16 protein-coding genes and 2 pseudogenes are annotated in these 18538 nt (G+C 69.7%); 8 read left to right on the top strand and 10 right to left on the bottom strand.

Annotated elements, in window-relative coordinates:
* The first annotated feature begins 95 nt into the window (after positions 1-95).
* From ON19_RS06945 to ON19_RS06935, 3 genes are all read left to right on the top strand, one after another.
* On the top strand, positions 96-1190 hold the full coding sequence (locus ON19_RS06945) for an LLM class flavin-dependent oxidoreductase (RefSeq protein ID WP_043688366.1): 1095 nt from the start codon (positions 96-98) through the stop codon (positions 1188-1190).
* Positions 1187-1792, top strand: coding sequence for an FMN reductase (locus ON19_RS06940; protein ID WP_043688365.1), 606 nt, complete (start codon positions 1187-1189; stop codon positions 1790-1792). The genes ON19_RS06945 and ON19_RS06940 overlap by 4 nt, the downstream gene beginning before the upstream one ends.
* 70 nt (positions 1793-1862) lie before the next feature.
* Positions 1863-2411 carry a YceI family protein gene (locus tag ON19_RS06935; RefSeq protein ID WP_043688363.1) on the top strand — a complete coding sequence of 183 codons (549 nt, stop codon included), beginning with the start codon at positions 1863-1865 and terminating at the stop codon, positions 2409-2411.
* Positions 2412-2467: 56 nt separating this feature from the next.
* On the opposite strand, the gene ON19_RS06930 is transcribed toward ON19_RS06935, so the two are convergent.
* From ON19_RS06930 to ON19_RS06920, 3 genes are all read right to left on the bottom strand, one after another.
* Positions 2468-3307, bottom strand: a complete 840-nt coding sequence (locus tag ON19_RS06930; protein WP_227954443.1) for a DUF72 domain-containing protein — start codon at positions 3305-3307, stop codon at positions 2468-2470.
* 75 nt (positions 3308-3382) lie between these two features.
* On the bottom strand, positions 3383-4900 hold the full coding sequence (gene glpK, locus ON19_RS06925; RefSeq protein WP_043688360.1) for a glycerol kinase GlpK: 1518 nt from the start codon (positions 4898-4900) through the stop codon (positions 3383-3385).
* Positions 4901-4948: 48 nt separating this feature from the next.
* Entirely contained in the window at positions 4949-5713 is a 765-nt protein-coding gene (locus ON19_RS06920) for an IclR family transcriptional regulator (RefSeq protein ID WP_043688359.1), read from the bottom strand.
* A 174-nt stretch (positions 5714-5887) separates the two neighbouring features.
* Here ON19_RS06920 and glpK (ON19_RS06915) point away from each other — a divergent pair, with 174 nt between their 5' ends.
* Both glpK (ON19_RS06915) and glpD read left to right on the top strand, forming a co-directional pair.
* A complete protein-coding gene (gene glpK / locus ON19_RS06915) occupies positions 5888-7408 on the top strand; it encodes a glycerol kinase GlpK (RefSeq protein WP_043688472.1) in 1521 nt (506 codons plus the stop codon).
* Positions 7409-7458: 50 nt separating this feature from the next.
* The gene (gene glpD / locus ON19_RS06910) at positions 7459-9138 is read left to right on the top strand and encodes a glycerol-3-phosphate dehydrogenase (protein ID WP_043688358.1); all 1680 of its coding nucleotides are present in this window, start codon (positions 7459-7461) and stop codon (positions 9136-9138) included.
* Between the two features lie 46 nt (positions 9139-9184).
* On the opposite strand, the gene ON19_RS42800 is transcribed toward glpD, so the two are convergent.
* Complete coding sequence (locus tag ON19_RS42800) at positions 9185-9349, bottom strand: hypothetical protein (RefSeq protein WP_169334161.1); 165 nt, start codon at positions 9347-9349, stop codon at positions 9185-9187.
* Between the two features lie 173 nt (positions 9350-9522).
* Between ON19_RS42800 and ON19_RS06905 the strand changes: the two genes are divergently transcribed.
* Positions 9523-10197, top strand: coding sequence for a class I SAM-dependent methyltransferase (locus tag ON19_RS06905; protein ID WP_086006602.1), 675 nt, complete (start codon positions 9523-9525; stop codon positions 10195-10197).
* A gap of 10 nt (positions 10198-10207) precedes the next feature.
* Here ON19_RS06905 and ON19_RS06900 read toward each other — a convergent pair whose 3' ends face one another.
* Genes ON19_RS06900 through ON19_RS06890 form a run of 3 tightly spaced genes read right to left on the bottom strand, consistent with a single transcriptional unit; the run spans position 10208 to position 12770 of the window.
* On the bottom strand, positions 10208-11470 hold the full coding sequence (locus ON19_RS06900) for an acyl-CoA dehydrogenase family protein (RefSeq protein ID WP_043688355.1): 1263 nt from the start codon (positions 11468-11470) through the stop codon (positions 10208-10210).
* 8 nt (positions 11471-11478) lie between these two features.
* A complete protein-coding gene (locus ON19_RS06895) occupies positions 11479-12477 on the bottom strand; it encodes a phosphotransferase family protein (RefSeq protein ID WP_043688353.1) in 999 nt (332 codons plus the stop codon).
* On the bottom strand, positions 12474-12770 hold the full coding sequence (locus ON19_RS06890; RefSeq protein WP_043688351.1) for a DUF6285 domain-containing protein: 297 nt from the start codon (positions 12768-12770) through the stop codon (positions 12474-12476). Before ON19_RS06890 ends, ON19_RS06895 begins: the two co-directional genes overlap by 4 nt.
* Before the next feature lie 247 nt (positions 12771-13017).
* Between ON19_RS06890 and ON19_RS06885 the strand changes: the two genes are divergently transcribed.
* A complete protein-coding gene (locus ON19_RS06885) occupies positions 13018-14241 on the top strand; it encodes a L,D-transpeptidase (protein WP_051168598.1) in 1224 nt (407 codons plus the stop codon).
* A 230-nt stretch (positions 14242-14471) separates the two neighbouring features.
* On the opposite strand, the gene ON19_RS06880 is transcribed toward ON19_RS06885, so the two are convergent.
* Entirely contained in the window at positions 14472-14942 is a 471-nt protein-coding gene (locus ON19_RS06880) for a winged helix-turn-helix transcriptional regulator (protein WP_043688350.1), read from the bottom strand.
* 104 nt (positions 14943-15046) lie between these two features.
* Here ON19_RS06880 and ON19_RS06875 point away from each other — a divergent pair.
* Positions 15047-16298: pseudogene (locus tag ON19_RS06875) on the top strand (cytochrome P450).
* A gap of 294 nt (positions 16299-16592) precedes the next feature.
* Here the strand turns inward: ON19_RS06875 and ON19_RS44485 are convergent.
* Together ON19_RS44485 and ON19_RS44480 are read right to left on the bottom strand one after the other, a co-directional pair.
* Entirely contained in the window at positions 16593-17045 is a 453-nt protein-coding gene (locus ON19_RS44485) for an SRPBCC family protein (protein WP_083899198.1), read from the bottom strand.
* Positions 17046-17444: 399 nt separating this feature from the next.
* Positions 17445-17840, bottom strand: a pseudogene (locus tag ON19_RS44480) (FUSC family protein); the annotation flags it as partial.
* Between the last annotated feature and the right edge of the window lie 698 nt (positions 17841-18538).

Raw genomic sequence — 18538 nt, 5'->3', positions numbered from 1 at the left:
CACACCGCCGCCCCGGGAATACCCGCGCACCCCGCCCGGTTCCTTTGGTTGCCATATCCACCAAATTGAGCCAGACTGAGAACGAAGGAGGCGTCGTGCAGTTCGGAATTTTCACGGTCGGTGATGTGACGACCGACCCCACGACCGGCCGGACGCCGAGTGAGCACGAGCGCATCACCGCCATGGTGACGATCGCGCGCAAGGCCGAAGAGGTCGGGCTGGACGTGTTCGCCACCGGCGAGCACCACAACCGGCCGTTCGTGCCGTCGTCGCCGACCACCATGCTCGGCTATATCGCGGCGCGGACCGAGCGGCTCCAGCTCTCCACCGCAACGACGCTGATCACCACGAACGACCCGGTGAAGATCGCCGAGGACTTCGCGATGCTGCAGCACCTCGCCGAGGGACGCGTGGACCTGATGCTGGGCCGCGGCAACACCGGGCCGGTCTACCCCTGGTTCGGCAAGGACATTCGCGACGGGATCCCGCTGGCGATCGAGAACTACCACCTGCTGCACCGGCTCTGGCGCGAAGACGTGGTCGACTGGGAGGGCAAGTTCCGCACGCCGTTGCAGTCGTTCACCTCCACGCCACGACCGCTGGACGACGTACCGCCGTTCGTCTGGCACGGCTCGATCCGCAGCCCCGAGATCGCCGAGCAGGCCGCCTACTACGGTGACGGATTCTTCGCCAACAACATCTTCTGGCCGAAAGAGCACTTCCAGCGGCTGATCGCGCTGTATCGGCAGCGCTACGAGCACTACGGCCACGGCTCGGCCGACCAGGCGATCGTCGGCCTGGGCGGACAGGTGTTCATGCGCAAGAACTCCCAGGACGCCGTGCGCGAGTTCCGGCCGTACTTCGACAACGCGCCGGTATACGGCCACGGCCCGTCGCTGGAGGAGTTCACCGAGCAGACCCCGCTCACCGTGGGCAGCCCGCAGGAGGTCATCGACAAGACGCTCACCTTCCGCGAGTCGTTCGGCGACTACCAGCGCCAGCTGTTCCTGATGGATCACGCGGGCCTTCCGCTGAAGACCGTGCTGGAGCAACTGGACCTGCTCGGTGAAGAGGTGGTTCCGGTGCTGCGCAAGGAATTCGCGGCGCTGCGCCCGGCGCATGTTCCGGACGCGCCGACGCACGCGAGCCTGGTAGCCGCCCGCGAGGCGGCGGTGGAGGCGACCCGATGACCCGCATCGCCGTCGTCTCCGCGGGCCTGTCGCAGCCCTCCTCGACCCGGTTGCTCGCCGATCGCCTCGCCGCCGCCACCGGCGAGGCGCTGGCCGCGACCGGCGGGGAGGTGACAGTCGACGTCGTGGAAGTACGCGACCACGCCCGCGATCTGACCGACAATCTGGTGACCGGATTCGCGGCGGGCGACCTACGCGCGACGATCGATACCGTGACCGCCGCCGACGGCTTGATCGCCGTCACGCCGATCTTCAACGCCTCCTACAGCGGCCTGTTCAAGACGTTCTTCGACGTCCTGGAGCCGGATTCGCTGACCGGGATGCCCGTGCTGCTCGGCGCGACCGGCGGCTCGGCGCGCCATTCCCTCGCCTTGGAGCACGCACTGCGTCCGATGTTCAGTTACCTGCACGCGGTGGTCGCGCCGACTGCTGTCTACGCGGCTTCCGAGGACTGGGCCTCCGCGGCGGAGGGCGGGCTGAGCACCCGAATCGGCCGTGCCGCAGCGGAATTCGCCGCCATGCTGACCAACACGCCGCGACCGCGTGCCACCGATCCGTACGACGACCCGGTACCGTTCGCACAGCTGCTCGGCACTCATTGATCTTTTCCCCGAATCACTCCCGACCGATCCATACCGAACTAGTTTAAATCTCAACTATCAAGGAGAACTCATGTCGACCGGAACCACCAACGCTCTGACCGCGGGCACCTGGGCCATCGACCCCGCCCACTCCACGCTCGGCTTCTCGGTACGCCACCTGATGGTCAGCAAGGTGCGCGGCCGCTTCACCGACTTCTCCGGCAAGCTGGTCATCGGCGAGGACGGCAGCGCCTCGGCCGAGGCCGAGATCCGGGTCGACTCGGTCACCACCGACAACGAACAGCGCGACGCGCACCTGCGCACCGCGGACTTCTTCCAGGCCGAGCAGTTCCCGGTGGCCACGTTCAAGTCCACCGGATTCCGGCTGAACGGCGAGGACTTCGTGGTGGACGGTGAATTCACCATTCGCGGCGTCACCAAGCCGGTCTCGCTGGAAGTGGAATTCCTCGGCGCGAACCCCGGCATGGGCCACGGGCCGGTCGCGGGTTTCGAGGCCAAGACCGTGATCAACCGCCGCGATTTCGGCATCACCATCGACATGCCGCTGCCCGACGGCGGCGCGGTGATCGGCGACAAGATCACACTCACCCTCGAGGTCGAGGTCGGCCTGCAGGCCTGAGCGCGTCGGACGCCTTCCGCGGGAGCTTCGAGCTTCCGCGGAAGGCGTTCTTCCGGTCAGAAGAGCGTCATCGGCTCCGCCGCCGCGGGCTCGGGCAGCGGGTCGAGCTCGGGCAGGCGGGCACGGACCTCGTCGTGGAAGCGGCGGGCCAGCTCCAGCGAGCCGGCATTGTCCGGCGTATGCAGGAACACCGTCGGTGACCGGCCTTCCCGCAACCATTCGGCGACCGTGCCGACCCACGGTTGCCAGCCTTCGACGGTGCGCCGCACGTCGTCGCGGCCGTGATACCGCACGATCGGGTATTCGGTCAGCGCGCGCATCCTGCGCCGCACCCGGGGCTTCTTCGCCGCCGCCTCCTGCTCCGCCGCACTGGTGGGCGGACCGTCGAAAAGCACGGTGGTGTCGAACGGAACCCATTCGGCGCCGACCCTGGACAACACGTATTCGAGCCTGCGCGCCGCCTGCTCGTCGGCGAAGAACGCGGGATGCCTGACCTCGACGGTGATCCGGTAGGAGCGCGGCGCCTGCCGCAGGAATCCGGCCAGCGCACCGAGATCCGTCGGGCCGAACGAGCCCGGCAGCTGCACCCACAGCGCGTGGATACGTTCCCCGAGCGGCTCCATCACGCCGAGAAACGAGCGCAGATCGTCCTCGGCGCCGACCAGCCTGCGTTCATGGGTGATCGGCTTGGGCAGCTTGAGCACGAACCGGAACGCGGGATCGCATTGGCTCGCCCACGATTGCACCGTTCGCCGTGAAGGCGTCGCGTAGAACGTCGTGTTGCCCTCGACCGCGTTGCACCGCGTGGCGTACCAGCGCAACCGCTCCCCCGGCGCGAGTTGCTTGTCCTGCCAAGCCGCGTGCGTCCACATCGCACATCCCACGTGAAGCCGCATGATCTCGACGCTAACCCACCGTCCCGACACGAGTGCCGAGCGCTCGCCCCGGCAGCACGCGGCCACGAGCCGGACTCATTGCCGCGCCCGCTTCTTCGACCGAACCCAGCCGAAGGTCAACTCGACGGCGCGCTTCCAGTTTTCGTACTCGTCCTGCCGCAACTCGGGGTCCATCCGCGGAACCCACTGGGCGGCAAGACGCCAATTGTTGCGCAGTCCTTCCAGATCCGGCCAGTAACCGACGGCGAGGCCCGCGGCGTACGCGGCGCCGAGCGAGACGGTTTCGGCGACGAAGGGACGCGACACCGGAACATCCAGGACATCGGCCACGATCTGCATGAGCAGGTTGTTCGAGGTCATGCCGCCGTCCACGCGCAAAGCCGCGGCCTGCAGGCCGGAATCGGCGTTCATCGCCTCGACCACGTCGCGCGTCTGCCAAGCGGTGGCCTCCAGGACCGCGCGGGCGATGTGCCCCTTCGTGATGTAGGAGGTCAGCCCGGCGATGAGTCCGCGGGCGTCGCCGCGCCAATGCGGCGCGTACAGACCGGAGAACGCGGGCACCACGTAGCAGCCGCCGTTGTCTTCGACGGTGCGGGCGAGGGTTTCGATCTCCGGCGCGCTGGTGATCAGGCCGATGTTGTCGCGCACCCACTGCACGAGCGAACCGGTGACCGCGATCGGTCCCTCCAGCGCGTAGACCGGCTCCGGGCCGATCTGGTAGCCGATCGTGGTGAGCAGGCCGTGCTCGGACCGCACCAGCTCGCGTCCGGTGTTCATCATGAGGAAACCGCCGGTGCCGTAGGTGCACTTGGTTTCCCCACGGGCGAAACAGGTTTGGCCGAACAGCGCGGCATGCTGGTCGCCCAGCGCGGCGGCGATCGGGATGCCGGGGACTACCCGGTGGGTCGTGCCGTAGGACGCGGTGGAGGGCTGGATGCGCGGCAGCATCCGAGCGGGGATACCGAAGAACTCCAGCAGTTCGTCGTCCCAGCTGAGAGTGCTGAGGTTCATCAGAAGGGTGCGGCTGGCATTGGTGACGTCGGTGCGGTGCAGCCCGCCGTCGGGACCGCCGGTGAGGTTCCAGATCAGCCAGGTCTCCATCGTGCCGAACAGCACCTCGCCCCGCTCGGCGCGCTCGCGCAGACCGGGCACCGAGTCCAGCATCCAGCGCAGTCGCGGCGCGGCGAAATAACCGGCCAACGGCAGACCGCAGCGTTCGCGGATCCGGTCGGCGCCCGGCTTGCGCTCCAGTTCCCCGACCAGCTCCTCGGTGCGCATGTCCTGCCAGACGATGGCGCGGCCGATCGGCGTCCCGGTGCGGCGGTCCCACACCACGGTGGTCTCGCGCTGGTTGGCGATGCCGAGGGCGACGATGCGGTCGGCGGTGACGCCGGAATCGCGCAGCGCCTGCGGCACGATCCGCTCGACATTGCGCCAGATCTCCAGCGCGTCCTGCTCAGCCCAGCCCGGCTGCGGATGGTGCTGCCGGTGCGGGCGCTGGGCGACGCCGACCAGCCGGGCACGCTGATCGAACAGGATGCACCGCGTGGAGGTGGTGCCCTGATCGATGGCCAGCACGTAACGCTGCTTCATGCTCGGCTGCTCCTGGTCGAAATCCGCCGGTCGTAGGCCGGACGGAGGTCAGCGGCCCGCACCGAGATCCCTCGACACGGCGCGAGCGGCGTCGAGCACGTGACCGACCAGCGCGGACCGGTGCCGCCACTGAGCGTCGCAGAGCCGGTCGACCGCGCCGGTGATGCCGATGGCGCCGACCACCAGGCCGCCGGGCGCCCGGATCGGCGCCGCGATGCCCGCCTCCCCCGTCCGGAATTCCTCGGTGTCGCCGGCCCATCCGGCCTGCCGGACACCGCCGAGCGCCTTGGTTAGCGCGGCACGGTCGACCAGGGTGCGGTGCGTGAGCGGGGCCAGTTCCCCGCGGCGCACCGTATCGGCCAAGTCGGTGTCGTAGGCGAGCAGGACCTTGCCCAGCGCGGTGGCGTGCGGCGGCAGGAGCTCGCCGAGTTCCAGCGCCTGTTCGGTGTTGTCCGGCCGGAACACGTGGTGGACCACGACCACCGCACCGTCCATCGGAGCGCCGATCCGCACGGACTCGCCGGTGCGCGCCGCCAGCGCGTCGGCCCAGTTGATCGCGCGGGAGCGCAACTCGTTCGCGTCGAGGTAGCTGGTGCCCAGATGCAGCAGCGCCGCACCGAGTCGGTATTTGCCGGTCGCCGGGTCCTGCTCGACGAAGCCGACACCCAGCAGCGTGCGCAGGATGCCGTGCGCGGTCGGCTTCGGCAGCTCGAGCGCGCCCGCGATGTCGCCGACGCCGAGGCGCCCGGAGCCGCGGGCCAGCAGCCGCAGGACGGCCGCCGCCCGCTCGATCGATTGGATCGCGCCCGGCATGCCGGGAAACCTATCGCCTGCGGCGCGATTCGACAATGTCGAACGGGAGCCGTATCCGGGTCGGACATTCCGCCGTAATTTCCGAGACACGCACGGTCGCGTTCGCGGCCTGCGGGGTGAACGGGAGGCTCAGCGGTGTTCGAGCTCTCCGGCAGCACTTCCGAAAGGACCGCGATGAGCAAGTTCGTCGGAGCCATCGACCAGGGCACCACGAGCACCCGCTTCATGGTGTTCGACCACAGCGGCAACGAGGTGGCCCGCCACCAGCTCGAACACCAGCAGATCCTGCCGCGCCCGGGGTGGGTGGAGCACGATCCGACCGAGATCTGGGAGCGCACCCGCGCGGTCATCCAGTCCACCCTGACCAAGGCCGATCTCGTCGCGAGCGACCTCGCCGCGGTAGGCGTCACCAATCAGCGTGAGACCACGGTGGTGTGGAACCGCAGGACCGGGCGGCCGTACTGCAACGCGATCGTCTGGCAGGACACCCGCACCGATCGCATCGCCGCCGAACTGGAACGGGCCGGGCACGGCGACACCATCCGGCGCAAGGCGGGCCTGCCGCCCGCCACCTACTTCTCCGGCGGCAAACTGCGCTGGATCCTGAGCAACGTGCCTGGAGTGTCCGAGGACGCCGAACGCGGTGACGCGCTCTTCGGCACCACCGACACCTGGCTGCTGTGGCAGCTGACCGGCGGAGTCGACGGCGGCGTGCACGTCACCGATCCGACCAACGCCAGCCGCACCATGCTGATGGACCTGGAGACACTGGACTGGGACGACGAGCTGTTGTCGCTGTTCGGTGTGCCGCGCGCGATGCTGCCCAGGATCGCCCCCTCGGCGAACTCGGAGCTTTTCGGCACCACCCGCCCCGACGGCCCGTTCGGCGGGGCGGTCCCGCTGTCCGGCGTGCTCGGCGACCAGCAGGCGGCCACCGTGGGGCAGGTCTGCTTCCGCCCCGGCGAGGCGAAGAACACCTACGGCACCGGTAACTTCCTGCTGCTCAACACCGGAACCGAGATCGTGCGGTCCCAGCACGGCCTGTTGACCACGGTCGCCTACCAGTTCGGCTCGGAGAAGCCGGTGTACGCGCTGGAAGGTTCGATCGCGGTGACCGGCTCGGCGGTGCAGTGGCTACGTGACCAGCTCGGCATCATCTCCGGCGCGGCGCAGAGCGAATCGCTGGCCCGGCAGGCCGAGGACAACGGCGGGGTGTACTTCGTCCCCGCGTTCTCCGGATTGTTCGCGCCGTACTGGCGTTCGGACGCGCGCGGCGCGATCGTCGGCCTGTCCCGCTACAGCACCAACGCCCATCTCGCACGGGCGACCCTGGAATCGATCTGCTACCAGACCCGCGACGTGGTGGAGGCGATGCAGGCCGATTCCGGCGTGCGGCTGGACGTGCTGCGAGTGGACGGCGGCGTCACCGCCAACGAGCTGTGCATGCAGTTGCAGGCCGACTTCCTCGGCGTGCCGGTGTCGCGGCCGGTGGTCGCGGAGACCACGGCACTCGGCGCGGCTTACGCGGCGGGGCTGGCGGTCGGCTTCTGGAGCGACACCGACGAACTGGAACAGAACTGGAACGAAGCCAGGCGCTGGAGCCCGACCTGGTCGGCCGAGCAGCGCGAGCGCGGCTACGCCCGCTGGAAGAAGGCCGTCGCCCGCACCCTCGATTGGATCGACGTCGACGAGTGAGGGACGACGCCGGTTTATCCCGATACCCCCCAAAACAAGGAGATACCGCTGTGTCCGCACGTTTGGACGCTACCTACCGCGCCCGCGCGGTGAACTCGCTCGGCGACGCCGAGATCGACGTGCTCGTCATCGGCGGGGGCGTGGTCGGCGCGGGAGCCGCCCTCGACGCCGCCGCCCGCGGCCTGACCGTGACCCTGGTGGAGGCCAGGGACTTCGCCGCGGGCACCTCGAGCCGCTCCAGCAAACTCATCCACGGCGGCCTGCGTTACCTGGAGCAGCTCGACTTCTGGCTGGTGCGGGAGGCGCTGAAGGAACGCGGCCTGCTGCTGCACCGCCTCGCCCCGCACCTGGTGCGCCCGGTGTCGTTCCTGCTGCCGCTACGGCATCGGGTATGGGAGCGCGCCTACATCGGCGCGGGCGTCGCGCTGTACGACACCATCGGCGGCGCCCGCGCGCTGCCGATGCACCGGCACCTGTCCCGCACGCGCGCGCTGGAACTGGCGCCCGCGCTGCGCGACGACGCGCTGACCGGCGCGATCCGGTACTTCGACGCGCAAGTCGACGACGCCAGGCACACGATGACGATCGCGCGCACCGCGGCACAGCACGGTGCGACCGTGCTCACCCGCACCAAGGTGACGGCCCTGCTGCGCGATGGTGAACGCGTCGTCGGCGCGGAGGTCACAGACCTGGAAACCGGCCGCGTGCACACCGTGCGCGCGCGGCGGGTGATCAGCGCGACCGGCGTGTGGACCGACGAGATGAACGAGATGACCGGCGTCGAGTTCCCGTTCCACGTCCGGATGTCCAAGGGCGTGCACATCTTGGTGCCACGCCACCGGCTGAACCTGGGCACCGGCCTGATCACGCGCACCGAGAAGAGCGTGCTGTTCGTCATCCCGTGGCACGGGCACTGGATCATCGGCACCACCGACACCGACTGGGCGCTGGACAAGGATCACCCGGCCGCCAGTGACGCCGACGTGCAATACCTGCTCGACCACGTCAACCGGGTGGTGCGCGAGCCGCTCACCCGCGACGACATCGTCGGCACCTATGCGGGACTGCGCCCGCTGCTGTCCGGCGCGTCGGCCGACACCGCGACGCTCTCGCGCGAGCACGCAGTGGCCGAACCGGCGCCCGGGCTGTTCGTGATCGCGGGTGGCAAGTACACGACCTACCGCGTAATGGCCGCCGACGTCGTGGACGCGGCGGTGGCCGGGCTCGGCCGGGCGGTAGCCCCCTCGGTGACCGAGCACCTGCCGATCCTCGGGGCGGTGGGGTATCAGGAACTCGCCGCCGACCTGGACAGTCTCGCGCAGCGCGCGGGCCTGCCGAGGGCGACGGTGCAGCGTCTGCTCGGCCGTTACGGCTCGGCGATCACCGACCTGTTCGACCTGATCACCCGCGAGCCCGAACTGGGCGAGCCGCTCACCGGCGCGCCGGGCTACCTCGGCGCCGAGGCGGTGTACGCGGTGACCCACGAGGGCGCCTTGCACCTGGACGACGTGCTCACCCGCCGTACCCGCGTCTCCATCGAAGCGGCCGACCGAGGGCTGGCCGCCGCCCCCGAGGTGGCCTGGCTGATCGGCGCTCACCTCGGCTGGGACGCCGCCGCCACCGAGCGCGAGATCACCCGCTACCGCGAGCGGGTGCACGCCGAACTGGCCGCCAATCAGGCGGCCGACGACGAGTCCGCGAACGCGGCCCGTCTGGTCGCCGTCGTCTGAGTCCGTTGCGTGGCACGGTCCCGTACACCGGCCGTGCCACGCGCTGCTACTCGTCCGATCCGCTGTGCCCGCGCGGAGTCGACTCGTCGGTCTCGAGCTCTTCTCCGGTGGGGTGCTCATCGGCGTGCGTCGGCTTGGTGTGCTCGTCGGCGAAATCCGCGTCCTGCTGCATCGACTCCGCCGTCGTCGGATCGACATTCGGTGTGCTCATAACGCGCGCGTACCCACCCACGCCGCCCCGACGCAGACGCGGCCCACCTCGCCCAGACCTGGTGAGGGCATCGCACACTTCGTGGTCTGCGTGCGGGACAGTTCGGGGGCACAAGCGCCTCGGACGGCGTGGCAGGTTGACCTCGAGTGGGGTTGAGGATGGACAGTGGTTGCATGACTCGTCCAGCGGATTTCTGGAATACCGTTTACGACAACGACACCGCGCCCTGGGTGATCGGTGAGCCGCAGCCCGCCATCGTCGCGCTGGAGCGCGAGGGGGGTATCGGCGGCCGGGTGCTCGATCCGGGCTGTGGCGCGGGTGAGCACACGATTCTGCTGACCAGGCTCGGATACGACGTGCGTGGGATCGATATGTCGCCGAGTGCGGTGGCGTACGCGCGCGCCAACGCGGCCGAGCAGGGTGTGCCCACCGCCGCGTTCGAGGTGGCCGACGCGCTGGCGCTCGGCGACCGGCCGGATTTCGCCGGTGACCCGCCCGGTTCCGCGCCCGCGTTCGACACGATCGTCGACAGCGCGCTGTTCCATGTCTTCGGGACCGAGGACGAGGCGCGCGCCGCGTACGTCCGCAGCCTGCACGCGGTCTGCAAGCCGGGCGGCACTGTCCATGTGCTCGCACTCTCCGATACCGAGCCGGGGTTCGGCCCTCGGATCAGCGACACACTGATTCGGGAGTCGTTCCGCGACGGGTGGGTGGTGGAGGACCTGCGGCAGGCCCGGTACCGCGGACGAGTCACCGACCTGGTGGCTCAGGAAGCGGCCGACCTGGAGATCTCCGAGTCCGGACAGGTCGACGCCGCCGCGTGGCTGGCCCGCATCCGCCGCCTCTGAACCGTCCGCGTCACACTCCTTTGGGCGCCTTGCTTCCCATGAAGCCGAACAGGTAGCCCGCGACGCGCCGCATCTGGATCTCCTCGGCGCCCTCGGTGATGCGGTAGCGCCGGTGATGGCGGTAGATGTGCTCGAACGGCTTGTGCCTGGAGTAGCCGAGGCCGCCGTGGACCTGCATGGCGCGGTCGGCGGCCTCGCAGCACAACCGGTTGGCCCAGTAGTTGCACATCGAGACCTGCTCGGAGACCGCGAACGTGCCGTAGGTGTCCATCGACCACGCGGTCTTGTGGATGAGGGCGCGCAGCATCGCGCACTGGGTGTGCAGTTCCACCAGGGGGAATTGGATCGCCTGGTTGGCGGCCAGCGGCTTGCCGAAAGGCTTGCGCTGCTTCGCGTACGCCACCGACTCGTCGATGCAGTACTGCGCCGCACCCAGGCTGGAGGCGGCCTGGCGGATCCGGTTCTCGTTGAAGAAGTGCTGGACCACCGCCAGGCCGCGTCCTTCGCCGCCGAAGACGGCGGTGTCCGGCACCCGGACGCCGTTCAGCGCGACGCGGGCGTGATCGGTGGGCATGTTGAAGGTCCAGAGGTACTCCTCGACGACGAAGCCCGGCGCGTCGATGGGCACGAGGAACGCCGTGATGCCCGCCGCGTCGCCGGGGCCGCCCGAGGTGCGCGCGAAGATCAGGTCGGCGTCGGCGATGTGCACGCCGGTGTTCCAGGTCTTCTGTCCGGTGATCACCCAGCCGTCGCCGTCGCGGACCGCCGAGGTTTCCATGTGGGTCGCGTCGGAGCCGTGCTCGGGCTCGGTGATGCCGAAGGCGAAGAACTTCGTCCCCGAGGCCAACCCGTCCACCCACTGCGCCTGCTGCGCGGGCGTGCCGTATTCGAGCATGAGCAGCAGGCCCACGTTGTTGGCCACGATGGCGTGCTCGTTCTGCAGGTCGCAGTGCAAGCCGAGACCGCGCCGGGCCAGGTGCTCGCGGATCACGGCCATGCCCAGGTTGGTGCCGTCCCGGCCGCCGTATCGCGCCGGGAACGCGTAGCGCAGGTGCCCAGCGGCGTCGGCGCGCCTGCGGACCTCGGCCAGCAACTCCTCCCATTCCGCGTTCGGCAGGCCGCCGCGCTCCCAGTCGGTGCGGGCGTCCTCGCGGCGGTGGTCGAAGAACCGGATATTGTCGCCGGTCTGCTCGAGCGGCGTGATCTCCCGTTCGATGAACGCGTCGAGTTCGGCCAGGTAATCGACCAGTTCCGCGGGTAGCTCGAAATCCATCGCGGCATCTAACCTTTCGCAGTGGGTCGGATCTGCATCAGCAGGTCCCATTCGATTTCCGACACCCGGCGGCCGCTGGCCGCCATCACGATGTCGCGCACGCTGCCGTCGGAGTGCGCCGCGGCCTGCCCGGCGAGACCGACGCCCCAGGCCAGCGTGCACATCACCTTCCACCAGCGGAACCGGTCCTCGTCGAAGTCGCCGCCCCCGCGGGAGTACCCGCGCACGAACGCCGCACGGCCGGCGAGACCGCCGAACTCCCGCTCGTCCGCGCGGAAGCGCCACATGCGCAGCGCGGGCCAGGCCACATCGCGCATCGGGTCGCCGTGGCGCTGCGCGCCTTCCCAGTCGAGCACCGCGCGCAGACCGTCCGGACCGACGACGATGTTGCCGTTGCGCATGTCGGTGTGCAGCAGCGCCGTGCGCGACGGTGGCGGTGGGCAGTGGCGTTCCAGCCAGCGCAGGGCCAGGGCGAACACCGGCCGATCCGCCAAGAGCGCGCGCACCTGCTCGCGGGCCTCGCTCAGCTGACGCTCGGGATCGGCGGCCGCCGCGGGCAGCCGTGCGGGCGCGCTCGCCGGGTCGATGGCATGCAGGCGCCCCATGGCCTCGCCCAGTTGCTCGGCGACTCGTTCGCCGAGGTCCGCCGCCTCGGTCAGCCGTAGCACCCGGCGCGGCACGGTCTCTCCGTCCACCCGCTCGGAGACCACGAACGGCCCGCCGGCATAGGCGCTGTCGGTGCAGATCGCGACCACGGGCGGCACCGGCACACCGTGGGTGCGCGCGAGTTCCCGGACCGCGGCCTCCACGTCCACCGGGACCAGTTCGATCGCGCTCGGCACGATGGTCGCGACCAAGCGTCGTGTCCCGCTTCCGGTATGGGCGTCGAAGGCGACGTTCCGGCGGCGAGCGCCCGCGGAGAGGAATTCGACGTTCGACACTGTCACCGGCCGGCCGCTCCCCGCCGTGAGGAACTCGGTCAAACCGCGTGCCAGGTCGGCGCTCACTCGCCCGCCCAGGCGTCGTACCCGGGTTTGGCGATCGCGAGATCGGCCCGCACCACGGAAACCAGCGCCTTCCAGAGTTGTTCGTCGTCCCCCTCGGCCACCGCGGCGAGCAGCGCACGCTCCTGCTCCGCCGCGGCGGGGCCCGATTCGATCTCCCTGCGCACGATCCTGGCGAGATTGGCCCCGACCCGCGCCTTGTGCTGCAGATCCGCGGGCAGGGCAGGCAGCAGCGTCTGCTCGAGCAGTTCGGCGAGCGATTCCAGCAACTCCGCTGCCGATGGGCGATTCTGCATTCGTTCCCCTCGGTCGACTCCGGCCCTCAGCATGGCACGCACCGCTGCCGCCCCGATCGGTACTTTCGGCCGTCACCCTTGGCCGCGCAGTCGCACCTGCCGTGGGAAGGAAACGGCCGGGCAACTGGGAATCTGCGGTGGGTCCTTCGTCGGACGGGTTTGTGTAAGCGCTCGGTCGGTAGACTTCGAGTGGGACATCAAGGCGCGGATGCGCCATTCGTTGCGCTGGGCGAAAACAGGAGAAGGCATGGCGGCCAGTCGCGTCCGATCCACGGTCATAGCCGGGTTCGCCCTGGTCATGGCGGTGATCGTGACGGCGTGCTCGTCCTCCTCCCCGCCGGATGGCGCACCCGGAGCCACCGGTTCGGCGCCCGTGCCGATCGCCATCACACCCGCCTCCGGCGCGGGCGAGGTCGATCCGCTGGCACCGGTGCAGGTGAGCGCCACGGAGGGCCAGCTGACCTCGGTCACCATGACGAACGAACAGGGCAAGGTGATCGACGGGGTGCTGACGCCGGACAAGACGGCCTGGAAACCCACCGAACCGCTCGGCTACGGCCGCACCTACACCCTCACCGCGGAAGGGCTGACCGTCACCGGCAAGACCGGCCCGACCACCGCCACGTTCTCCACGTTGACGCCGAACAACCAGACGAAGGTGTCGCTGACCACCACCGGCGGCACGCCACTGTCCGACGGCGGCACATTCGGCGTCGGCACCGTGGTGGTGGCGCACTTCGACGAGGACATTCCCGACCGCGCCACCGCCGAGAAGCACCTGTCGGTCAGCACCGACCCGCCTGTGCAGGGCTCCTGGTACTGGCTCGACGACCGCAACGCGCGCTGGCGTCCGAGGCAGTACTACACGCCGGGCACCAAGGTCACCGTGGCGGCGAACATCTACGGTCAGGAACTCGGCCGAGGGCTCTACGGCCAGGAGGACACCGAGACCACGTTCACCATCGGCGCCTCGCACGTCTCCATCGCCGACGACGCGACCAAGCAGATCCAGGTCTTCGACGGCGGGCGGCTGATCCGCACCATGCCGACCTCGATGGGCATGGGCGGCAGCGAGGTCGTCGCGGGCAAGACGATCACGTTCTGGACCCAGCCCGGGATCTACACGGTGATGGACAAGGCCAATCCGGTGATCATGGACTCCTCCACCTACGGCCTCCCGATCAATTCCCGCCTCGGCTACAAGGAGGCCATCGGCTGGGCCACCCGGATCAGCGCCGACGGCATCTACCTGCACCAACTCGACTCCACCGTGTGGGCGCAGGGCAATACCAACGTCTCGCACGGGTGCCTCAACCTCAGCGGCGAGAACGCCCAGTGGTTCTTCAATTTCTCCGTCCCCGGCGACGTGGTGGAGATCCGCAACACCGGCGGCGCCCCGCTGGAGGTCTGGCAGAACGGCGACTGGGGCCTGCCCTGGGACCAGTGGGTACAGGGCAGCGCGCTGCGGTAGCCGCCTCGGGCCGACACGCGGTCCGGTCTTGCCGACGTCCTCCAGCTGCACTACATTCCTGCACTCGCGAGACCACCCGGTCTCCAATCCCTGCGCGACGTACCCGCGACGGCACGGCGTGGGACCCGCGTTGATGATCGGAGCCGGCTCGATGGCGATGCTGCTGTACTACCTACTGCTACCGCTGTATCTGGCCGAGGCTTTGCTCAACGCGCTGGATTGAGCCCGGGTCACTCGGCCTGTTCGGCGCCCGGCGGTTGGTGGAATCCGGGGCCCGCCTTGGGTTCGACGTCGCGCGGGTCGATCGGTTCGCGGCAGTGGTCGCAGACCAGCATCGGCGAGGTCTCGTGCCCGCAGCTGCGATGTTCCAGGACGATCGGCCTGCCCTCCGGCCCGACGAGATGGTTGTCTCCCCAGACCATCATCGCCGTGACGATCGGATAGAGCTCGCGGCCCGCGGCGGTCAGGTGATAGTCCACGCGCCCGCCGCCGTGGTCGGTGCGGGTGAAGATCCCCGCGTCGATCAGCATGCGGAGGCGGCTGGTGAGCAGGTTGCGATTGGTGATGCCGATGTTGCGGGCGAAATCGCTGAACCGGTGCACCCCGAAGAACGCCTCGGCGATGAGCAGGATGGTCCATCGGTCGCCGAGCAGTTCGACGACGCGGGTGACCGAATCGTCGACCGGGCGCCGCAATGTCATGGCGACATCTTCGCATCTCCGACCGGTATTGCTTTCCTACCAATGGTATCGGAATAATACCAAACAACCGATGCCCCATCCGGGCCGGACGACTGGGAGTGTCGATGACGACCACGAACCACCCGACCGACGACTATGTGCGCCTGCTCGACCCCGCCGTAAGGCCGGATCCCTATCCCCTTCGCGCGACTGCGCGACGCCGGTTCGTTTCGGATCGGCACCGCCCCGGTGGTCGTCCTGACTCGCTACGCCGACTGCGCCGCCATGCTGCGTGATCCGCGCGCGAGCGTCGACCGGTCACTGGCCCGGTTGCAGCTCGGCTCGATGCCGATCTACGACGCGACGCGCGAAGACGGCGCGGCTCGGGCGAAGCCCTCGTTCCTGTTCCTCGATCCGCCCGATCACACCCGCCTGCGCCGCCTGGTGGCCAAGGCGTTCACCCCGCGCGTCGTGCGGCGACTGGAGCCGCGAGTCACCGAGATCGTGGACGACCTGCTCGACCAGCGTGCCCGCGAGGGGAGCTTCGACGCCGTCGACCACTTCGCCTATCCGCTGCCGGTGACCGTCATCTGCGAACTGCTCGGCGTCCCGCTCGCGGACGAAGCACGGCTGAGCGCCTGGTCCGCGCTGCTGTCGCGCACACTCGACCCGACTTCCCGCGCGGCATCGCAATTCCGCGCCGACCCGGCGCAGATCCAGCGGGCCGGCACCGAACTGCACGCCTACTTCGAAGATCTCACCGATCGCCGACGCCACACACCGGGCGAGGATCTGCTGTCCGAACTCATCGCGGCCGAAGACGCCGGCGACGCGCTGACGCATGCCGAACTGATCTCGACCTGCGCCCTGCTGCTGGTCGCCGGACACGAGACCACGGTCAACCTGATCGCCAACGCGACCCTCGCCCTGCTGCGCAGGCCGGAGGAACTCGCCGCGCTGCGCGCGGATCCGGACCGGGCGGCGGGCGTCGTCGAGGAGACACTGCGCTTCGACCCGCCGGTGCAGCTGATCCCGCGCATCGCCGCCGACGATCTGACCATCGGCGGCGCGGACATCCGACGCGGCGATCTGGTGGTGCTGCTGATCGCCGCCGCGCACCGCGACCCCGCGGTGTTCGCCGATGCCGACCGATTCGACCCCGCGCGCGAGAATCGCCACCTGGCCTTCGGCCTCGGGGCGCACTTCTGCGTCGGCGCTCCCCTGGCCCGTTTGGAGGCGCGAGTGGCATTGACCCGGTTCGCGCAACGGGTCGATTCCCCGGCCCTGACCATGGATCCGCCGCCGTATCGGGAACACGTCAATCTGCGCGGGCCCGCCCACCTGCCCATCGAATTCGCGGCGATCCGGCCACGGTAGCCCGGCAGGTCAGCCGGCGTAGGCGACGTGCGGCGTCCATCCCTCGGCGGGGCGGGTGGCAGCAGCGTGCAGCGAGGCCGCCTGCTGCCACGGCTTGTCCGCCGCAAAGCTGTCGCGGATCGGCCTGACGGAAGACGCTAAGACGGTTCGGCCTCCGCGGCGAGCCGTCAGGCCAGCACCGTGGCGAAGCCGTCCGCGGCGAACAGGCGGGCGACCGACAGTCCGGCGCCGAGCACGAGGAGCACGGGAGCGGTCATGGTCGCCGAGCCCCGGTCCGGCGGCTGTGCACCGGGATCATTCGACGACGGCCTTGATCCGGTTCAGCGTCTCGCGCATCCCCTCGACATTGGTCTTGTTCCGCGTCCATCCGGCGAGCAACCAGTACAGCCGCAGCACGGGGTTGTCGTGCAGCTGGAACGACTCGGTGACGTCGGTGCCACCGTCGACCGGCTCGAAAACATAGCGCCACGTGTTGATCGGGATGCCGCGCGGGCCGAGCACGGTGAACGCGAACTCGCGACCGGCCTCGCAGGCGACGATTCGGCACACCGTCGCGTACTTGAGCCCCCACCCGTTGCGGTTGACGTGACCACGGAATTTCACGCCCACCGCGGGACCGGTCGCGCCACCCAGCCACTCCGCCGCGAAGGTTTCCGGGCTGAACCGCCCGGTGTTCTCGATGTCGCTGACCAGTGCCCAGATCTTGTCGGCGGGTGCAGCCATCCGTACCGTCACGCTGTCGTGCATGCGCCGAACGCTAGCAGGCGGTCCGGCCGTCGCGTCCGGGCCGGACCGAGCCGCGGCGAGCCTGGCCGACCAGCCGTCCACGTCCGCCAGCCACTGGCCGGGTAACAGCACCCAGCAGGCGGCGAGCAAATCGTGGCCGTAGTGTGCGACGGCCGTGTGCTCCGGCCAGTACTCGCGGGTCCACTCGGGGTCGTCGGCCGCCGAGTCGATGCCGCTGCGGACCACGCCGACCAGCTCGAATTGCAGGTGCTGGACCAGCATCCACGCTCTGGCGTCCATCGGCTTGCGACGCAGCCGGTCGAGCAGGTCACGGGCGGCGGCACGCACCCGGTGCTCCATCCAGTGGAAGGTACGCCGGTGCCCACGCGGCGCCACGCCGTGCAGCGCGAGCACGGCGACGGCGACACCGAGCACGGTCTCGAGCAGCCGGTCCCGGATCACCGGTCCGATCGGTCCGCCTGTGGTGGCGACCCCGCCCGCGATCAGCGCGACCGGCGTGATGAAGACGACGGCCAGTGCGTAGTTGCGCGGCACGAAAAGCTCGATGCAGAACTGCAGCGCGGCGATCAGAACGATCAGCGCGTACCCGGTCGGTCCGAGCTGGTAGATGAGCGCGAACAGTCCGAGGCCCGCGATAGTGCCGACGAACCGGTGGATGGCACGCACCTGCCCGCGCACCCGGTCCGGCCCGGTCTGCAACACGATCAGGGCACTGAGCACCGCCCAGTGCGGCCGCTCCAGACCGAGCAGCGCGCTCAGCGCACCCGCACCCAGGCAGCCCGCGGCCACGCGCATCGAGCTGATCGCCGCATGCGAGGACAACGACAGCGAACGCCCCAGCCGGAAGCCGACACCGGGGCGGGCGAACGAGACCAAGGGATCGACCAGCAGGTCTTCGGTGTCGTCGTCGGCGGGAGCGTGCCCGGCGAGCCTGCGCCGTGCGTCCTGCAGGGTGGCCAGCAGCGCGGCCTCCCCGGGGTCCGAGGGCGGACCGGCGTCGTAGACCGCGGCCCACGCGTCCGCCATCGCGGCACCTGCCCGGTGGCGCAGCTCGATGGCGGGCGTCCCCGCTTCCCGTGCCGCCACGTAGGCGTCCACCGCGCGCACCGCTGCGTCGACCGCCGTGCGTTCGGGTTTACGGCGGTCACGCAGCACCCCGGCCATCGAAACGACGATCGACGCGACGACACCGCAGGCCGTACTGACCAACAGCGTCGCCACCCCGGTCCCGGACTCGACGGCTTTCATCGCGCCCGTGCAGACCAACGCGAAGAACAGCGCACCCGGCGGCCCGAGCCGCAGCGCGTCGATGACGAAGACGGCCACCACCGCGATCGCGGACACCACGATCACCAAGAGCAGGGACGCACCGAGTCCGGTGTCCAGCACGGCGCCGACCGCCGCGCCGACCGCGCAGGCGGCCAGCAGGGCCAGACCGGCCGCGAGGACGACCCAGCCGCGCACCCGGAACGGTCGTCCCTCGCCGTAGAGCA

Origin of the sequence: Nocardia abscessus NBRC 100374 (assembly GCF_000308455.1) — a bacterium.
GTDB classification, from domain to species: Bacteria; Actinomycetota; Actinomycetes; order Mycobacteriales; family Mycobacteriaceae; genus Nocardia; species Nocardia abscessus.
Note: the sequence above shows the minus strand (reverse complement) of the source record. Positions and strands in the feature narration are given on the sequence as shown.